Below are 17658 nucleotides of genomic sequence, written 5' to 3' on the forward strand. Positions count from 1 at the left end.
ATCGCAATGAATCATCCGGCCGACCGATGTGGGACGGGTCACCGCACGCGATACGCTGAACCGTATGGGAATCATGGAACGAATCACCACGTGGAACAGGAAGCATGTGCTGCTCGCAGATGCCCTGTATGCGGTGATCATCTCCATCTTTTTCACGCTCATGGCCGGTACCAATGACAGCAATCCCGGCATCATCGCCTATTTCGACCATACGGTAATGGCCTTCTGGAGCTTCGTTCTGATGGTTCCCGTCGCGATGCGCCGGTGGAAGCCGCAGATGGCTACACTGCTGTTCGCCGGTCTGGTGGTCGTCCAACTGGCGTTCGGGCCGTCGATGGTATATGCCGACCTGATGGCGCCATGGATGCTGTATTCAGCCATCGTATATGCGGATCCGCGCAATTCGAAGGCGTTCATCGTACTCGCCGTCGCCATCGGGGCCTTGGCGTCGCCCGTCATCATCTGGTCCGCCGATGCGGGTCCCATCCTCAATCAGGGCGTGCCCTTCGATGGACTCAGCCCCCTGGAGACATGTTCGGGGACATACATCTATGGTCTGAGCGGTGATTGCGCCACCACCATAGCGACAAGCTCAGTGGCCATATTCATCTTCATCGCCGTGTATCTGTTCGCGGCGATCATCGTCGCGTACTGGCAGCGGGCCCGGCGCATCACCGTCAGCATGATGCATGAGCGCAACGACGCCTTGCAGGCAAAAGAGGATGAGGAACGCCATATCGCGGCGCTCGCCGAACGCGCCCGCATCGCGCGTGACATGCATGACGTGGTGGCGCACACACTGTCGATCATCATCATCCAATCCGACGGGGGCCGGTACGCGGGCGCCAACAATCCGGCGCTGGCCCGGCAGACCATGGAGACGATCCGTCATGAATCGGAGCGCGCGCTGCACGACATGAAACGTCTGCTGGGCGTGTTCGGAGGGTCGGACCATGCCGATTACGCGGATGTGGACGCGCTGATCGACCAGGCGAGGGCGGCGGCCGGCATGGGGTGCACGATTCGCAAGACCGTGTCCGGCCAGCCGCGGGCCGCCGCGCTCGGCGCACAGGCGAGCACCGCAATGTACCGCATGGTGCAGGAGGCGCTGACGAACGTGCGCAAATACGGCGGCCCGAACGTCACCGTGCAGATCAGCGAGATCTGGGGGGCTGACGGACTTCACGTCACCGTTGCCGACAATGGCCGCGGCGCGTCATCGTCGTTGGACGGCCACAAGCCCGGTTACGGACTGATCGGCATGCGCGAGCGAATCGGCGCGGTCGGCGGCAGCGTGACCAGTGGACCGCAGCTTGGCGGCGGCTTCGTGGTGTCCGGCTTCGTGCCGTACAGCACTGTCTCAACGCAGTCCGAGGCTGCTGCGCCGGCGTCCGAAAGCCCGAACGCGGCGTCTTCCGCTGCGGTGTCTTCGGGCGCGGCAATCATGCCGATGGCGGCCCCGACGACCGGAACGGTTTCAATGGCGACGGATACCGGGAATACCGGGGTCGTCAGTAATGTCGCGAACGCCCCGCAATCCGCCGTCGCCAGTCAAGTCGGTGTCGTCCAACCGGCCGGTGTCACGCAACCGGCCGGCGCAAAGATGCCCCGTCCGGTGTCGCAGATGTCATCAGTCCCGACACAAGCGCCGCCGGCGCCCATCACCATACGCCTGCGCACGATTCTGTCCGCCCTGCGTTCGAAGCCAATCCAGCAGGCATCCGCTACCGGGGAGCAGCGGCTCAACTGGATCGAGCGCATGTCGCAGTGGACCGAGCGGCATTATCTGCTGACCGACCTGCTGCTCACCATACTGGTGGCCTGGATGCTACTTTCCATCAATCCATCCGTCATATACGCCGAGGGACTGCAGCTCGACAACCGTTTCGACCGCGCATTGACGATCATCATCCTGATTCCGTTGATCTTCCGCCGCAGGTTCCCGGAATCCAGCGCGCTGGCGGTGGCCATCCTCGCCGCGCTTCAGCTGCTGTTCTTCGAGCCGGTCAGCCTGGCCGATATCCTCGCTTCCCTTGTGGCCCTGTATTCCGCGGTGTTGTACGGCCGTGACAAGGCATGGCGATGGACGGGGATCGCCGCAATATCGGATTCCGTGCTGTTCGGCTGCAAGATCTTCGCCGCTCAAACCGGGTATCGAAGCATCTTCAGCATGCTGACTCATCCCCGCCCGGCATATTCCCTCGCGGCGACGCCCGCCGCGTTCGCATCGGCAATCATGTTCATGGTGATATCGCTGGCGTTGTGCATAAGCGCGACGGCCATGGCACAATGGGACCGATCCAGCGGATCGAACGCGCTGGTGCTGCAAGCCCGCGAGGAGGCGTTGCGCGCGGAGCAGGCCAAGCAGCGCATCCTGGCGGCGAACATGGAACGTGACCGCATCAGCGAGAGCATCCAGTCCGAGGTGACGATGACGCTGACCAGCGTGATCGACCAGGCGGTCGCCGGCCTGCGCATACTTGACGATTGCGAGCGTCACGGCGAACAGCCGTCGCCCGGGGCCATCTCCGAGGCGTTCGCGGCCATCGGATCACAGGGCCGTGCGGCGCTGGCCCACATGCGCAAGCTGCTGGGCGTGCTGCGCGAGACCGGATTCAGCGATGAGGCTCACCGGCAAGAGCAGCCCGGCATGCAGCTCAGGCCCGCGGCATCGCTCGACAAGCAGCTGCACGATAGCCAGCTGCACGGCATCGCGTCGTAATGAGACGGCGCTCCACGGCCTGCCGGGGATCATCCGACATGAATTCAGGGTTAAATCAGGGGGCGTGATGCGGGACTTGTTCGCCGATGTTGGATACAGTGGAAGGCATGAGTGAGTTGCAAAGAATTCGGGTGGTCATCGCCGACGATCAGGAACTGGTGCGAACGGGATTCGCAATGGTGATCGGATCCCAGCCGGACATACAGGTGGTCGGGCAGGCGGGCGATGGCGCCCAGGCGGTGTCGTTGGCCGAATCGCTGCACCCCGATGTGGTGCTGATGGACGTGCGCATGCCCGGCATGGACGGACTGGAAGCGACCAGCCGCATCAGCGCGCTGGAAGCGGCCGCCGGAGACGCGCCGCGCAAGACCCGCGTGATCATCCTGACGACGTTCGACTTGGACGAGTACGTGATGGCGGCTATCAACGCCGGCGCATCCGGATTCCTGCTCAAGGACACCGAGCCGGAGACGCTGCTGAGTTCTATTCGCACGGTATATCAGGGCAACGCGATTATCGCGCCTTCGGCGACGAAGCGACTCATCGAAAAGATGATGGAAGACGGGTACACCAAGCATGGGTTGACGGCGACTGACGGCTATGCGGACGGTTCGTCCACGATGCCCGTCGCCCGGCCGGTGGCATACACTGACCCGGAGCTGAACCTGCTGACCGAGCGGGAGCGTGAGGTGCTGGTGGAGATCGCCCCTGGATTGTCGAATCAGGAAATCGCCGACAAGCTGTTCATCAGCCTGCCAACCGCGAAAACGCACGTGGCGCATATCCTTGCCAAGATCAATGCGCGCGACCGTGTCCAGGCCGTCGTCTTCGCCTACGACAACGGTCTGGTATAAGGCGAATATAAAATAAACGCCCCCGCTGGCGGGGGCGCGATGCTCAGTCCGCCAGCGGGGGCGCTAGTTGTCAGATCGCGTGCTTGCGGCGGATCATCATGATCGTGACGCCGGCGGCGGCGATCAGGATGAACGCCGAGGCGATGCCGGACACGTCCGCGCCGGTCTTCGACAGCGGCTGCGTGCCGGAGGGGTTGCGGCCAGCGGCATTGTTGACACCGGTGTTGCCGGCATTGCTACCGCCGTTACCGTTGCCGCCGTTGCCGCCGTTGTTGCCGTTGTTGCCACTCGTCTCGCGCACGACCGAGGCCTGCGCCTGGCCGGGCTCGACCTTGACGACGTTCTTGCCGTCGGCGCTCAGCGTGACCTTGGCGCTGTAGGCCGCGGCGAGGTTGACTCGCGCCCAGCCCTGCGACGAGGCGTCCAGCGGATAGCCGGAGTCGCCTTCGGTCGCGGCGAGCACGGCCTTCTTCTGCGCGGAATCCAGCGACTTGAACGCGGCGACGTTGTCGAACATGCGGACGGCCGAGTCAGGCACCACCGGCGCCTGTCCGGTCGTGCCCGTGGCCTGGAAGCCATAGGTCATGCGGGCCTTGTACGCGGCCAGTGCGGAGGCACGGTCGGTAACCGGCTTGGTCGAAACCTCGTCGGTGAAATCATTGCGGTAGCCGTTGGCGGCGTTCGCGCCGGTGTTCGTGATGCAGGCGTCGAGCGTATCGCCGTGGTTGTCGGCCTTGCACTGCGCGGTCAGGTAATCGACGAGCTCGGCGCGGGCGGCCGCGCCTTCCTGTGCGGTCTTCTCGCCGCTCACCGCGGTGGCGACGCCGTACTGGCCGGCGATGTGGCCGCCCATGATGTCGAGCGGGTAGTGCACGCCGAGCACGATGCGGTTGTTGCCGGCCTCGGACACGCGGGTCATGATCTCCGGGCCGAGCTCGGGCAGCAGGTACGCCAGGCCGGCGCCCTGCGTGAACGCGAAGGTGGTGTGGCCGGACGGGAACGAGCCGGAGTTGTACAGTCCGTCATACTCGTTGTCGGGCGCTTCGCCGTCTCCCCAGTCGAAGTTCTCGTAACCGGGGACCTTCTTGATGTTCAGCGTCTGCTTCAGACCGTTCATGTTCAGCGTCGTGCCGTTGAAGTTCACGCGGTCCACGTAGGGGCGCGGGTGCTGGTATGTGGCCTTGGCGACGCCGGTGGAAGCGGACTTGTTCATGTCGGACAGGAACTGGGCGGTCTTCGGCAACTTACCAGCGTCGGCGGCGTCCTTGTAGTACTTGCCGAGCACCGGACCGAGCGCGTCGTACAGCGTGTTGGTGGAGTTCATCTGGGCGTCGGACAGGGCGCGCTGGTCCTGCGCGGTGTTGCTGTCGGTGCCGTACGCCTTGTTGTTGATGTCTTCGGTGAGCTGGTCGTCGTGCGCGAGCACCGACTTGCCCTCATCGGTCACGCCCTTGCCTGCGACGTAGTACTTGTTGAAGTCGGTCAGCAGTCCGGTGATCGTGTTCTTGGAGGATGCGGTCTTCACCACGGTCGGCGCCTTGGCGCCGAAGGAGATGGCGGTGATGGTGCTGCCGTCTTCGCTCAGCGTCACCTTGGCGCTGAAAGCCTTGGCGAGGTTGATGCGCTCGAATCCGTTGGAGCTGGCGTCCAGCGGGTAGCCGGAGTCAATTTCGGAGGCTTCGAGCACCTGACGACGCTGGGCGTCGGTCAGGTCGGGGAATGCGGTGAGCAGCAGGTTCTCCGCGCCTTGCGGCACGACGGGCGCCTGACCGGCGGCCGAGGTCTGCGAGAATCCGTAGGTCATGCGTGCGGTGTAGGCGTCGATGGCGGACGCGCGGTCGGTCACCGGTTCGGTGGACACCGCGTCGGTGAAGGTGTTCTTGTATCCGTTCTTGTCGTTGGCGCCGGTCTTGCTCACACACGCGGCGACGGTGTCGCCGTTGCCGTCGGCCTTGCAGCGTGCGGCGATGTAGTTCTCAAGTTCGTCATGGGCCGGCAGCAGCACGTTCTGGCGGAACGTGGCATCAGACCACAGAGCGGTGACGGATGCGCTGGCGGAGATGCGTCCGCCGATCACGTCCATCGGGTAGTGCACGCCGAGCACGACGCGGTTGTTGCCGCCTTCGGCGGCGCGGGCCACGAGTTCCGGTCCAAGCTCGGGCAGCAGCGTGGCCAATCCCAGACCGCGGTTGTAGGTCTTGGTGGTGTGGCCGGACGGGAAGGACTGCGACGGCTCCTGATAGTCGGTGTAATCCTCGCCGTATTCCTGGCCGTCGATATTGATCATCGGGATGCGCTTGATGTCGAGCGTCGAGCTCAGACCGTTGAGGTCGGTGTCACCGCCGATCGTGCGGTCGACGCCTTCGTTCTCCTTGTTGAAGTACGGACGCGGGTAGTTGAAGTCCTTCTTGGCGCTGCCGGTGCCGACGAAGCCCGCGAACGAGTCCTTGCTGCTTTTGCTGAACACCAGGTCGGAGGTCTTGGGCAGCTCGCCCTGCGCGACGCCCTCGGCCACGTACTGGCCGATGATCGGCCCGAACGCGTCCTTGTAGATGCGCAGTGCGTCGCCGTCGCTCGCGTCGAGAGCGGCGCGCTCGGCCTGCGTGTAGGTGCCGTCGACCTTGGTGGTGTCGGCGGCGGCCTTGTTGTTGATGGCCACGACGGTCTTGTCGTTCTGTCCGAGCACGCTCTTGCCGGCATCGGTGACCTTGCCGCGGAAGGCATCGCCCTGCGGCGTGTTGTTCACGACCTTCTTCGGGGTCCACCAGTTGTAATACTCGCCGAGCAGCGAGGTGATGTTCGGCTTGACCGCACTGCCGTACGAGGGAGTGTCCGCGGCGTTCGCGGTGACGCTCACGGACATCAGCATCGCGATGGATGCGATGCCTGCCACGGCGCCCTTGAGGACCGCGGACTTACGCATTGTCTTGTGCATTCTTTCAGCTTCCATTGTGTGTTGGTTGATATGGAACCGATTCTGTTGTAGACCAACTGTCAGGTTCCGACCGCTGAAAGATAATGAAAATCACCTTCGATTAATGAACAGTTCATTTTGCAACGTACCGATTTTTCGCGTGTTCAGGTTATAACATCGCGCGTCGGGAGCCGCGTGTCACGGGTCGTGCGGTATAACGCCGTATAGGCGATGAGGTCCCTTCTTTTGAGTGAAAGAAGGGACCTCATTGTACTGGCGGCTGTGTTGACCACCCACCGGCTCTACGAACTAGGCTTCAGCCAGAGCCTCGACAGGCTGAACCGTCAAACAGACAGTCCGGTGGACTGTCTGTAGGTGAAGTGAGCGGCTTGCCGCGAAGGCCGCCTAAGAGGCTCAGGCTTCAGCCAGAGCCTCGACAGGCTGAACCGTCAAGCAGACAGTCCGGTGGACTGTCTGTAGGTGAAGTGAGCGGCTTGCCGCGAAGGCCGCCTAAGAGGCTCAGGCTTCAGCCAGAGCCTCGACAGGCGGCGTCTTGACTGCGCGACGGGCCGGGAACACGCTGGCGAGCAGGGCTGCGATGGCGGCCACCACAAGCACGATGCCGTTCATGCCCCATTCGAAGGGGAACACCGTCTTGCCGTACAGGCTGAACACCATGTACGACCCCAGCCATCCGAACAGCGTGCCGAGCACCACGCCGACCACACCTGCGACGAGCGACAGCAGCAGCGCCTCGACGGCCAGCGAGCGCCGCAGCTGCCCGCGGGTCATGCCGATGGCCCGCAATGTCGCGGATTCGCGGGTGCGTTCAATCACCGACAGACTCAGCGTGTTCGCCACGCCGATCAGCGCGATGAGCACCGCGACGGCGATCAGCGCGACCAGAAGCATCAGCATCGAGTTGATGATGGTCTCCCATTGTGCGCGTTGCGCCACGGGACCGGTGATGGACACGGTGGAGTCATACGAAAATACGTCCTGAATCTTGTTGAACACGTCACTCAGGGAGACGCCGGCCGACTGGGTATCCACACGCATGAGCAGCATGTGGCTGGTCGCGGTGACGTCGCCGTTGTTGAAATGGCTGGTGTTGATGAAGGCGACGGCATCATAGTTGGACGAGACGCGGCGGTAATCGGATTGCACCGGCTTGAGACGCATTGATGAGGAAACGCCTCCGTTCGTCGAGCTTGCGCTGGCGGACCCGTCTTGTTCGGTGCTTGCCGCAATGCCATTCGATTCCGCAGCAGTGAACCGCAGCTTCGCATCGGAGCCGAATGTGATCTCCTTGCCTGAGGTGGCGCGGTATTTCGGCAGCAGCACGGTGTCGTCGCCGACGGTGACGCCGCTCAGGTCGGCGTGCATGACGCCGGCGAGTTCGGAGGTGTTCTTGACGCCGACGAGCAGCAGGGACATCGTTCCCCCGTTCACGCCTTCCGCGGTCACCGTCGCCGTGGGCGCGTACATGGTGGCCGCGACGCCCTTGACCTGGGCCGCTTCCTTGACTGCGCTGGTCTTCAGGCCGTCGCCGGTGGCGATCATGTCGACACTGTACCGGGACGCGAGCGCCTCCCCCATGGTCTGCTTGGCGCTGGCTGCACCGGTGGCGATGGTGGCGACCAGGGTCACGCCGATCAGCAGCGCGGTGCCGGTGGCGGCGACGCGACGCGGGTTCTTCTGGATGTTGGCGTGGGCAACTTTGGCGCTCGGACCGCACATCGAGACGAGCGCGACGACGCCGCGCATCAGCACCGGCAGCCAGAACGTGGCGGTGAGTACGAGCCCGAGGAACACCAGCGCGGCCCCGCCGATGGACATCAGCAGCACACTGCTGTAATTGTCGCTGGCCATGGTGTCCAGACCGTTCAGCATGCCGGACAGCTGCCATACGGCGACGCCAGCCAGTGCCAATCCCGCGATGATCGTCAGAACGCCAATCGTGGCGCGGACCTTTCCGGCGCGTGATGTATCGGTCAGCTCGATCGGGCGCAGGGCCTCAAGCGGCGTCACGCTGGTGGCGGACCGTGCGGAGCCGAGTGAGGCGAGTACAGTCATGATCAGGCCGAATGCGATCGGAACCACGAACGCTTGCCACGAGAGAATCAGCCTGGCCTGCATTCCCATCATTTCCATTACGCCCGTGTTCGTGACCAGCGCGATCAGACCGACGCCGAAGCCGATGCCCAGCACCGACGCAATCAGGCCAAGCAATCCGGCCTCCATCAGTACGGATGTGTACAGCTGGCCCTTCTTCGCGCCGATTGTGCGCAGCAACGCCAGCGTGCGCCTGCGTTGCGCCACCAGCACCTGGAACGTGTTGGCGATGACCAGGGCGGCAACGAACAGTGCGAGCACACCGAAGCTCAGCAGGAATATGGTGGGGAAGCTGGTGTTGTTCGAGCTGAGGTCCCTGACGGCCTCCGCCTCGACCGATCGGCGCGATTCCACGCCATAGGATTTCGGCAGGAGCCCGGAGACCTCGTCGACGGTCCGCTGCGCGGCAGCGGCGTCGGCGTCGTCGATGTCAAGCAGGAGCATGTACGCCTGCATATGGTCGAAATCATCCACGCCGTATACCGCGGCGACGACGTTCTCCGACAGCACCGAAGCGCCACCGTAAAACGAGTACACACCAAACGGGTCGCTGGTCAGGCCAACGACGCGCACGTCACGCACCGCGGTGCCGCTCAGAGCGCTGCCGTTGGATATCGGAGCAACGTCCACCTTGTCGCCGACACCCACTCCAAGTTGTTTGGCGACGGATTTTGGCAACGCCACCTCGTTGTTGTCGACCGGCTGGTCGCCGGAGACGATGCGGACCGGCAGCAGCTTGCGGTCGGTTGACGTGCCGACGGCGTATCCGTTCGAGCGCTTGCCCGCTGCGGAGATCGAAACGCTGACGGACGTGTCGATGCGGGCGCCCTTCACGCCTTTCGTGGCGCGTATCCGGTCGAGGTTGAAATCGGCGACGGTGGTTCTGTCGGCCGAGCCGTTTTCGGAGACCGCGCCGTTGCTGTTTGTTTTCATCGTGGCGATGTAGTTCGCTTCGCCGAGCTGGGCGGTCCTCTGCCTGCGCAGCGAGTCGTCCATGGAGTTGGAGAACAGGAACGTGGCGGCGATGAACGCCGTGCCGATAAGGATGGCTATGCCTGCGGGGATGAGCATCCTCGCGCTTTTTTTCATGAGTTTGATGGTGATGGAGAACATGAGAAGTCCTTAATGCTGTGGGCGGGTCAGCGGCGGTGCTGGGCGACGGCGGCGTGCTGCGGAGCGCCCGGAACGCTTGGAGCACCCGGAACGAAAGACGCCTTTTCGGTGTGCCCCTTGAGGGCCGCCACCGGCGGTCTTGGAACGGTGGTGCCCGCGGACGGCCCGCCGACCAGTTGGGTGGCCCGCTCGCGCTCGTTCATCAACAGTTGGTTCATGCTCTCGGCGGTCGGGCGCTGCTCGTCGGCGACGATCTGGCCGTCGGCGAACACGATCGCACGATCGGCATAGGATGCGGCGACGGCGTCATGGGTGACCATGATGACGGTCTGCCCAAGTTCCTTGACGGATCGCTTCAGGAAGCTCAGCACTTCGGCGCTGGAGACGGAATCGAGGTTGCCGGTGGGCTCGTCGGCGAACACCAGCGACGGTTTGGTGATGAGCGCACGCGCGATGGCGACGCGCTGCTGCTGGCCGCCAGACAGTTCATTCGGCCGGTGCGTGAGACGTTCCTTGAGTCCCAGCGTCGTCGTCAGCATGTCGAACCACTGACGGTCGGGCTTCTGACCCGCCAGAGTCAACGGCATGAGGATGTTCTGCTCGGCGGTGAACATCGGCAGCAGGTTGAAGCTCTGGAAGATGAAGCCGATCTTGTGGCGGCGCAGCATGGTCAGCTGATTGTCGTTCATGGTGGTGATGTCGGCGCCGTCGAACACGATATGACCGCTCGTGGCCGAGTCGAGTCCGGCGAGCGTGTGCATGAGCGTGGACTTGCCGGAGCCGGACGGGCCCATGATCGCGGTGAACCTCCCTTGCTCGAACCGCACATTGACGCCGCGCAGCGCATGCACCGCGTTTTCGCCATGCCCGTAGTCCTTGACCAGGTCGATCGCCTCGATGGCGATGGGGTGCCGCTGTTCCTGCGCCGCACCGGCATTGGTCTGCGGCTGCATGATCTGCTGTTCCATAACGTCCTCTTCCATATCAATACAGGGATTTTCCCTGAACGTTACTTTCACCATACGGATGGCGGGCTCGGACCGGCATCGTGCGGCGGGGTGAATCGCCATCGTGCCCATCATCCTTGAGTATTACGCGCTCGAACATTGTGCGCGGTTTCACTGCGCTCGGCGGCCTCTCTCGGCCGGGAACGCACGGGCCCGTGGCGATGACGGGGGGATGATAGGGGATGCCTGGCAAGAAGAATTGTACGATGAGCGAGAACAGTGTTGAGAACGAGAATGGCGAAACGTCCATTTTCCAATGATTCTTAGATTTGTCCTCACGCCCCGAAACGGCATGTAACCGGTTAAAAACGATTTCGTGGCACAGGGAATGCCACGAAATGCCGAAAACAGCGATTTTTACCGTTTCGTGGCACGAAACCCCCCTGCTTGCATCACTGTTCAAGACGAAAAATGCCAAAATGTGGTCGGAACGGAGCTGAACAGCAGGATCGGACCATACGCCCTCCCGCTGGCGGGAGGTGGCGCGAAGCGCCGGAGGGTGGTTGTGCGGCGACATCCCACCCGCTTCACTACAGCCCAGCCAGCAAGGGCTATATGCAACAAACCCGCGCTGCATGACGTCAGCGCGGGTTTGTACGGGTTCCCCTTCTCGTTCCGCGTCACGGTTCCCCGACCGGCGACGCGGAAAATCCTTGCGGCTATCTAGCCAAGACCATCACTTGGCCAGTCCGGAGGCGCGCAGCGCCTCGAAGCCGCCCTTGAGGTCGTCGAGGATGTCCTCGATGTTCTCGGTGCCGATGGACAGGCGGATGGTGCCCTGGTGGATGCCCTGATCCTCCAGCTCCTCCAGCGTCTCCTGGGAGTGCGTGGTGGAGGCCGGGTGGATGACCAGCGACTTCACGTCGGCCACGTTCGCCAGCAGAGAGAACAGGTGCAGGTTGTCGATGAAGACACGCGCCGCGTCCTTGCCGCCCTTGATGTCGAAGGTGAAGATGGAGCCGGCGCCGTTCGGGAAGTACTTCTTGTACAGCTCGTGGTCGCGGCGCCCCTCGATGGACGGGTGCGAGACGGACTCGACCTCAGGCACGGTCTGCAGGTACTCGACAACCTTCAGCGCGTTCTGCACGTGGCGCTCGACGCGCAGCGACAGGGTCTCGGTGCCCTGCAGCAGCAGGAACGCGGCGAACGGGGACAGGGTGGCACCGGTGTCGCGCAGCAGGATGGCGCGGATGCGGGTCACGAAGGCGGCTCCACCAAGGGCCTCGTAGAAGTTCAGACCGTGGTAGGAGGGATCCGGCTCGGTCAGGGTCGGGAACTTGCCCGGCACCTCAGCCCAGTTGAAGTTGCCGCCTTCCACGACGACACCACCCAGCGTGGTGCCGTGGCCGCCGATGAACTTGGTCGCGGACTCGACCACGACGTCGGCGCCGTGCTCCAGCGGGCGGAACAGGTACGGGGTGGCGAAGGTGTTGTCGACGATCACCGGCAGATGATGCTTGTGGGCGATTGCGGAGATGGCCTCGAAGTCGGGCAGGTCGGCGTTCGGATTGCCGAAGGTCTCGAAGTAGACGAGCTTGGTGTTCTCCTGAATGGCGTCCTCAAAGTTCTGTGGAACCTCCGGATCGACGAAAGTGGTGGTGATGCCGTCGCGCGGCAGCGTGTGCTTGAGCAGGTTGAAGGTGCCGCCGTAGATGTTCTTGGAGGAGACGATGTGGTCACCGGACTGGGTGATGTTGCGCACGGCGTACTCGACGGCCGCGGCGCCCGAGGCGACCGCGATGCCGGCGGTGCCGCCTTCAAGGGCGGCGATGCGATCCTCGAACACGCCCTGGGTGGAGTTGGTCAGGCGGCCGTAGATGTTACCCGGGTCGGCGAGTCCGAAGCGGGCCTCGGCGTGGTCGAAGTTGTGGAAGACGTAGCTGGTGGTCGCGTAGATCGGCACTGCGCGGGAGTCGGTGGCCGGGTCGGCCTGCTCCTGGCCGACGTGCAGCTGCAGGGTTTCAAAACGGTACTTCTTGTTGGCTTCGGTCATGGTGGTCGCTCCTTTTCCCATGTCGGGATGCTGTGGTTTCCGTGTCTTTCTTGTCGCCACCCGTCGGCGGTTTCCAGCGTCTGGCGAGGTGTTGGTTTAGACCATAGGGCACATGGATGCGGCATCGCAAGTCCGGCGTTATCGCGGTTGCCTATAACCCTTTAAAAGCCGTTGGCATCATTGGTGTCGCAGGTCGTAACAGGAGCCCTAAAACCGACTATCCACGATGCGACACGCCGCTGCCGTCAGAGCCGGTTCCACAGGTCACGGATCATGTCGGTGATGGTCAGGTCGCGCAGGGATACCATCTTCGGGAACGTGCGGATCAGACGGCGCTGCTGGCGGTTGAGCGAGCGACGGACCAGCTCGCCGGCATCCGCAACCGGTCTGGATGCCGCACGAATGCCCTGCTGGGCTCCGGCCGCGAACCGGTCATACGCCTGCTCCGCCTGCCCGCGCAGTTTGGCGGACGTTTCGCGCCACTGCTCGTCGGCCTCGCTGATGCGTGTGTCGATCTGTCTGATCTGCTGCGATTTGAGCGCCTTGATGCCCTCGCTGACCTTCGCCAGACGCGAGTCGAGACTGCGCAGACCGGCCTGGGTGATGGCCGCATCGATTACCACCACGACGAACGACAGTCCCGCGACGGCGTGAAGCAGCCATATCGGCCAGGACCGGACGATGTCGGACATCCACGGCTGGACCACCAGTTTGATGCACGTCGCCCCCGCGCCGAACGCCAGGAACCCGTTGAGATACACGCGCCCGTTGATGTTGAACGGCTTGCCGGAATAATCCCAGAAACGCATGTGGTACAGTTTCTCGATCGCCCAGCTCGACGCATATTCCAGCGTGCATGCGAGCACGCCGCTGGACAGGAACAGCGACAGCGGATTGTTCACGTCATGCAGCAGCACGACGACCAGCAGACCGCCGAACCCGTAGATCGGGCATATCGGCCCGTTGAGCATACCCCGATCCTCGAACCGCTTGCGCAGCACGACGCTCAGGCCGGTCTCCCACACCCATCCCGCGAACGAGTACGCCAGCCAATACAGGAAGAAGCGTTCCACGACAATCAGAACATCCATGGGCGTCATGGCATCCTCCTTGCTATCATGCGGACGGAACCGCCGCATCGGGCTTCGTCCCGTCGTCACGTGTATCAGACAACTCTAGCGCGAGGCGTCACGTTCCGGCTTCCGCTCCCATGCCGTCGATACGATGCAGGTGGCACTTCCCGGCCGCCCGCCACCGGTGGCGCGCTGGGCGGGACCGCGTTACGCGGTGTGCGCCCGACGATGCTAGTCTCTGTTGTGTATCGTCATTGCCTACCAGTAAGGGGTGTTTCCGAATGACCGATGATGTGACGCTGTATGACCGCGACCCACATTACATTCCGCGCGTGGCCGCCGTGCACGACATGTGCGGGTATGGCAAGTGCTCGCTGACCGCGGCGATCCCGATCCTGTCGGCGGCCGGCTGCGACGTGTGCCCGGTGCCGACGGCCCTGTTCTCCGCACACACCAAGTACGCCGTGTTCACGTTCCATGACACGACGGACATTCTCTCCGGATATCTGGATGCCTGGCGCAAGGAGAACGTCGAACTGGACGGCGTGTACAGCGGCTTCCTCGGCTCCCCCGACCAGGTGTCCATCATCCAGCGCCTGTACCGCGAATATCCGTCCGCGCTGCGGCTGGTCGACCCGGTTATGGGCGACGCCGGGCAGATGTACCCGACGTACACGCCGGAACTGTGCGAGGCGATGGGGGCTCTGGCGGACGGCGCGGACGTGCTGATGCCGAACCTGACCGAAGCGAGCATCCTGACCAAGCGCGACTACCCCGGGCAGGATCTCGATGACGCTGCCGTGACCGAACTGCTGGACGCGCTGCTGGGACTCGGTGCCAAGAACGTGGTGCTCAAGGGCATCGACCACGGTGACGGCAAGATCATCAACTACGTGGCGAGCGCCGAAAAGGGCGCTGCCGAGAAGGTCGAGCTTGTGCACGACAAGCTGCCGTACATGATCCACGGTACGGGTGACGCTTTCGCGTCCGCACTGTGCGGTGCGGTGATGGCCGGCCGTGGCCTGGCCGAATCGGCTCGGATCGCGGGCGAATTCGTACGTCATGCAATGGAAAGCACCCGCAATCAGCCGCATTTCGAGGAGCGTGGGGTCAGTTTCGAGCTCGATCTCGGTGAGCTCACTTCGCTGGTGAAGTGAGACCGTGCCGCAAAGCCGGCAAAACGGAACTGCGCCGAAGCCCTGGCTGGGCCTTCGGCGCAGTTTTGTATCAGAACCACTCTGACTCGGGACCAAGGAATCCGGCCTGAGGGGAAGACGTCAGGCCACTCCCGTATCGCAGCTCTCAGTATTCGCGCGTCTTGGGCGGGAAGTCATTGATGTGCACGGACTGCCACAGGATGGAGTCGTGAGGTGCCGATGAAGCCTCGGCATCGGCGGCATCGGCCATCCCGATCATCGAATGTGCGAGGAAACGTTCGTCGTCACGCGCCGGATAATCGAGCCTTTGCAGGGAACCGCGCGATTCGTGGCGCGCCTCGGATGCGCGCAGCATGGCTTCGGCGAGCAGTGTCAGGTGCCGTACCTCCCAGATCGCGGTTATCTCCTGATTGAACGCGGGCGTCTCCGAATGCGCCGTGAGACGGCTGGCGCGGGGACGGATCACAGTATCGAGCAGGTTCAGGGCCTCGCTGATGGAACGGGCGTCGCAACGCACCGCCAGCGCATGTTCCATCAGCGTTCCCAGATCGGCGGCGAGCCGATACGGGTTGTCCTCCTCGGAACCGGGCTGCGCGGAAGCATCTGAGCCGCCGAGCTCCGCTGCCTGCGGCATACCGTCAGACGTATCGTCTGCCGCGTCATCGTCCGCGTCCGGTCTGCCCGCAAGCATCGTGGCGACATCCTGCTTGCGCGAACGGGCGACGTCGTCCACCAGCGCGGCTGCCGCCTCGGCGGGACCGTCATCCGCATCGGCGCCGCGCATCGGGTCGTCGACCGGCGACTGTGCGATGCGGGCCGCCAGCGACTCACCTGCGCGCGTGCCGAACAGGCATGCGTCGAGCAGCGAGTTGCCGCCCAGACGGTTCGCCCCATGCACCGACACGCACGAGCATTCGCCCGCGGCGAACAAGCCTTCCACGACCGTGCGGGTACCGGAATCGGCGTCGCCGTTCTGGCTCCCTGACTCCGCCCAGCGATACACCTCTCCATCCGTGGTGATCGGGATGCCACCCATCGTGTAATGCGCGGTCGGTTTGACCGGCACCATGTCCTTGGCCGGATCGAGGTTCGCGTACGCCTTGATGGTCTCCACCACCTGCGGCAGCACCGCATTCATATGATCCGGATCGATGCCAGTCATATCGAGCCACACGCAGTCCTTCGGACCGTCCGGGTCTTTCGGGTCCGCGACGCCGCGTCCGCCGTCGATCTCGGCCATGATCGAACGGCTCACCACGTCACGCGCGGCGAGGTCGCGATGCTCCGGCGCATAACGTTCCATGAACGCCTCACCGTCGGCGTTGCGCAGCACGCCGCCCTCCGCACGGGCGGCCTCCGACAGGAGTATGCCCGTGTGCGCGAGACCCGTCGGATGGAATTGGACGAATTCGATGTCTTCCAGCTGGAGTCCGGCGGACAACGCCAAGGCCATGCCGTCGCCGGTCAGATCCCATGAATTCGACGTGGTGTGGAACAGTCGTCCTGCACCGCCGGTGGCGAACATCACGTTGTGCGCATGAATTGCGTGGGTGACGCCGGCGTGCGTGTCATAGGCGACCACGCCCGCAACGGCGCTCCCCGACTTGTCAAGCACCACATCGGTCACGTACCATTCCTCGGCGAATTCGATGCCGGCCGCGACGCACTGCTGCCACAGCGAGTGCAGGATCTGATGGCCGATGCGGTCCGCCGCATATGCCGCCCTGCGCACGGGCATCTTGCCGAAATCCGCGGTGTGGCCACCGAACCGTCGCTGCGCGATGTGGCCGTCATCGGTGCGGGAGAACGCCACGCCCATACGCTCCAGGTTGATCACGGTCTGCGGGGCGTACTCGGCGAGCAGCTTGGCCGCATCCTGATCAACCAGCCAGTCGCCGCCCTTGACGGTGTCGTAGTAATGCCAATGCCAATCGTCCTGTTCCACATTGCCCAGACTCGCCGCGATGCCGCCCTCCGCTGAACCGGTGTGCGAGCGCAACGGCTGCAGTTTGGATATCACCAGGACCTTCGGCTCGATGCCGGACTCCTTCAACTGTTCGATGTCAGGGGAGTGCATCAGCCCCAGCGCCGCCGACAGGCCGGCCGCCCCGGCGCCGACGATCACCGCGTCATACATTTCTTCCACATGTTTCGGACTCATATCCAAGATTGTCGCACAAGGGCTGACGTTCGCCGCGCACGTGACGGGGGCACGGCGGATAATACCGTTCATGGAAGAAATATCCGACAGCACGACAACGCCCGGCAACACGGCGACGCCCGGCAATGCGGCAACATCCAACGGCACAGCGTCATCCGGCAGCACAGCGTCGTCCAACAGTGCGACATCGTTCAACAGTGCGGTGTATGACATCGTCCGGCGGATCCCGCGCGGAGCGGTCGCGACCTACGGCCAGGTCGCGACGCTGGCCGGCCGCCCACGCAATGCGAGGTTCGTCGGCTTCGCGCTGCACGCCAATCCCGAACCCGGCGTGATTCCCTGCCATCGCGTCGTGTTCCGTGACGGTTCGCTGGCGCCCGGCTTCGCGTTCGGCGGCCCGGAGCGGCAGCGCGCGATGCTCGAAGAGGAGGGTGTGCCGTTCATCCCGCCGCGGGCGGGTCACGACAATGCCGGTGACGGTGGATGGCGTGTCGACCTGGCACGATGCCAATGGCAGGCGTAACGCACGCCAAGGCACCATGCTTTCGC

Annotated in this window: 10 protein-coding genes; 4 read left to right on the plus strand and 6 right to left on the minus strand. The window is 63.7% G+C overall.

Annotation, left to right across the window (positions count from 1 at the left end):
• Positions 1–73: 73 nt before the first annotated feature.
• Positions 74–2722 (plus strand): sensor histidine kinase, encoded by a 2649-nt coding sequence (locus BBBF_RS05975; RefSeq protein ID WP_231855211.1) that lies wholly within the window; start codon positions 74–76, stop codon positions 2720–2722.
• Positions 2723–2829: 107 nt separating this feature from the next.
• Positions 2830–3576 carry a response regulator gene (locus tag BBBF_RS05980; RefSeq protein WP_033510035.1) on the plus strand — a complete coding sequence of 249 codons (747 nt, stop codon included), beginning with the start codon at positions 2830–2832 and terminating at the stop codon, positions 3574–3576.
• 70 nt (positions 3577–3646) lie between these two features.
• Here the strand turns inward: BBBF_RS05980 and BBBF_RS05985 are convergent, their stop codons facing one another.
• The 5 genes from BBBF_RS05985 to BBBF_RS06005 all read right to left on the minus strand — a co-directional run bounded on the left by BBBF_RS05985 (position 3647) and on the right by BBBF_RS06005 (position 13818).
• Complete coding sequence (locus BBBF_RS05985; RefSeq protein WP_033510037.1) at positions 3647–6511, minus strand: phosphatase PAP2 family protein; 2865 nt, start codon at positions 6509–6511, stop codon at positions 3647–3649.
• Between the two features lie 498 nt (positions 6512–7009).
• The gene (locus tag BBBF_RS05990) at positions 7010–9718 is read right to left on the minus strand and encodes an ABC transporter permease (protein ID WP_021648564.1); all 2709 of its coding nucleotides are present in this window, start codon (positions 9716–9718) and stop codon (positions 7010–7012) included.
• A gap of 26 nt (positions 9719–9744) precedes the next feature.
• Positions 9745–10671 (minus strand): ABC transporter ATP-binding protein, encoded by a 927-nt coding sequence (locus tag BBBF_RS05995; RefSeq protein WP_161788276.1) that lies wholly within the window; start codon positions 10669–10671, stop codon positions 9745–9747.
• Between the two features lie 730 nt (positions 10672–11401).
• The gene (locus BBBF_RS06000) at positions 11402–12718 is read right to left on the minus strand and encodes an O-acetylhomoserine aminocarboxypropyltransferase/cysteine synthase family protein (protein WP_013363634.1); all 1317 of its coding nucleotides are present in this window, start codon (positions 12716–12718) and stop codon (positions 11402–11404) included.
• Between the two features lie 245 nt (positions 12719–12963).
• Positions 12964–13818 carry a putative ABC transporter permease gene (locus BBBF_RS06005; RefSeq protein ID WP_013390054.1) on the minus strand — a complete coding sequence of 285 codons (855 nt, stop codon included), beginning with the start codon at positions 13816–13818 and terminating at the stop codon, positions 12964–12966.
• A gap of 254 nt (positions 13819–14072) precedes the next feature.
• On the opposite strand from BBBF_RS06005, the gene BBBF_RS06010 reads away from it, so the two are divergent.
• Entirely contained in the window at positions 14073–14948 is an 876-nt protein-coding gene (locus tag BBBF_RS06010) for a pyridoxamine kinase (protein WP_003813634.1), read from the plus strand.
• A 145-nt stretch (positions 14949–15093) separates the two neighbouring features.
• Here BBBF_RS06010 and BBBF_RS06015 read toward each other — a convergent pair whose 3' ends face one another.
• A complete protein-coding gene (locus BBBF_RS06015; protein WP_033510039.1) occupies positions 15094–17109 on the minus strand; it encodes an FAD-binding protein in 2016 nt (671 codons plus the stop codon).
• A 202-nt stretch (positions 17110–17311) separates the two neighbouring features.
• On the opposite strand from BBBF_RS06015, the gene BBBF_RS06020 reads away from it, so the two are divergent.
• Entirely contained in the window at positions 17312–17632 is a 321-nt protein-coding gene (locus BBBF_RS06020; RefSeq protein WP_003813638.1) for an MGMT family protein, read from the plus strand.
• Positions 17633–17658: the final 26 nt, after the last annotated feature.

The organism is Bifidobacterium bifidum ATCC 29521 = JCM 1255 = DSM 20456, from assembly GCF_001025135.1.
Lineage (GTDB): Bacteria > Actinomycetota > Actinomycetes > Actinomycetales > Bifidobacteriaceae > Bifidobacterium > Bifidobacterium bifidum.

Coding starts and splice junctions, on each gene's coding strand:
- BBBF_RS06010 (WP_003813634.1), top strand. CDS start 14,073: ATGACCGATGATGTGACGCTGTATGACCGCGACCCACATTACATTCCG.
- BBBF_RS06015 (WP_033510039.1), bottom strand. CDS start 17,109: ATGAGTCCGAAACATGTGGAAGAAATGTATGACGCGGTGATCGTCGGC.
- BBBF_RS06005 (WP_013390054.1), bottom strand. CDS start 13,818: ATGACGCCCATGGATGTTCTGATTGTCGTGGAACGCTTCTTCCTGTAT.
- BBBF_RS06000 (WP_013363634.1), bottom strand. CDS start 12,718: ATGACCGAAGCCAACAAGAAGTACCGTTTTGAAACCCTGCAGCTGCAC.
- BBBF_RS05980 (WP_033510035.1), top strand. CDS start 2,830: ATGAGTGAGTTGCAAAGAATTCGGGTGGTCATCGCCGACGATCAGGAA.
- BBBF_RS05990 (WP_021648564.1), bottom strand. CDS start 9,718: ATGTTCTCCATCACCATCAAACTCATGAAAAAAAGCGCGAGGATGCTC.
- BBBF_RS05975 (WP_231855211.1), top strand. CDS start 74: ATGGAACGAATCACCACGTGGAACAGGAAGCATGTGCTGCTCGCAGAT.
- BBBF_RS05985 (WP_033510037.1), bottom strand. CDS start 6,511: ATGCACAAGACAATGCGTAAGTCCGCGGTCCTCAAGGGCGCCGTGGCA.
- BBBF_RS05995 (WP_161788276.1), bottom strand. CDS start 10,671: ATGCAGCCGCAGACCAATGCCGGTGCGGCGCAGGAACAGCGGCACCCC.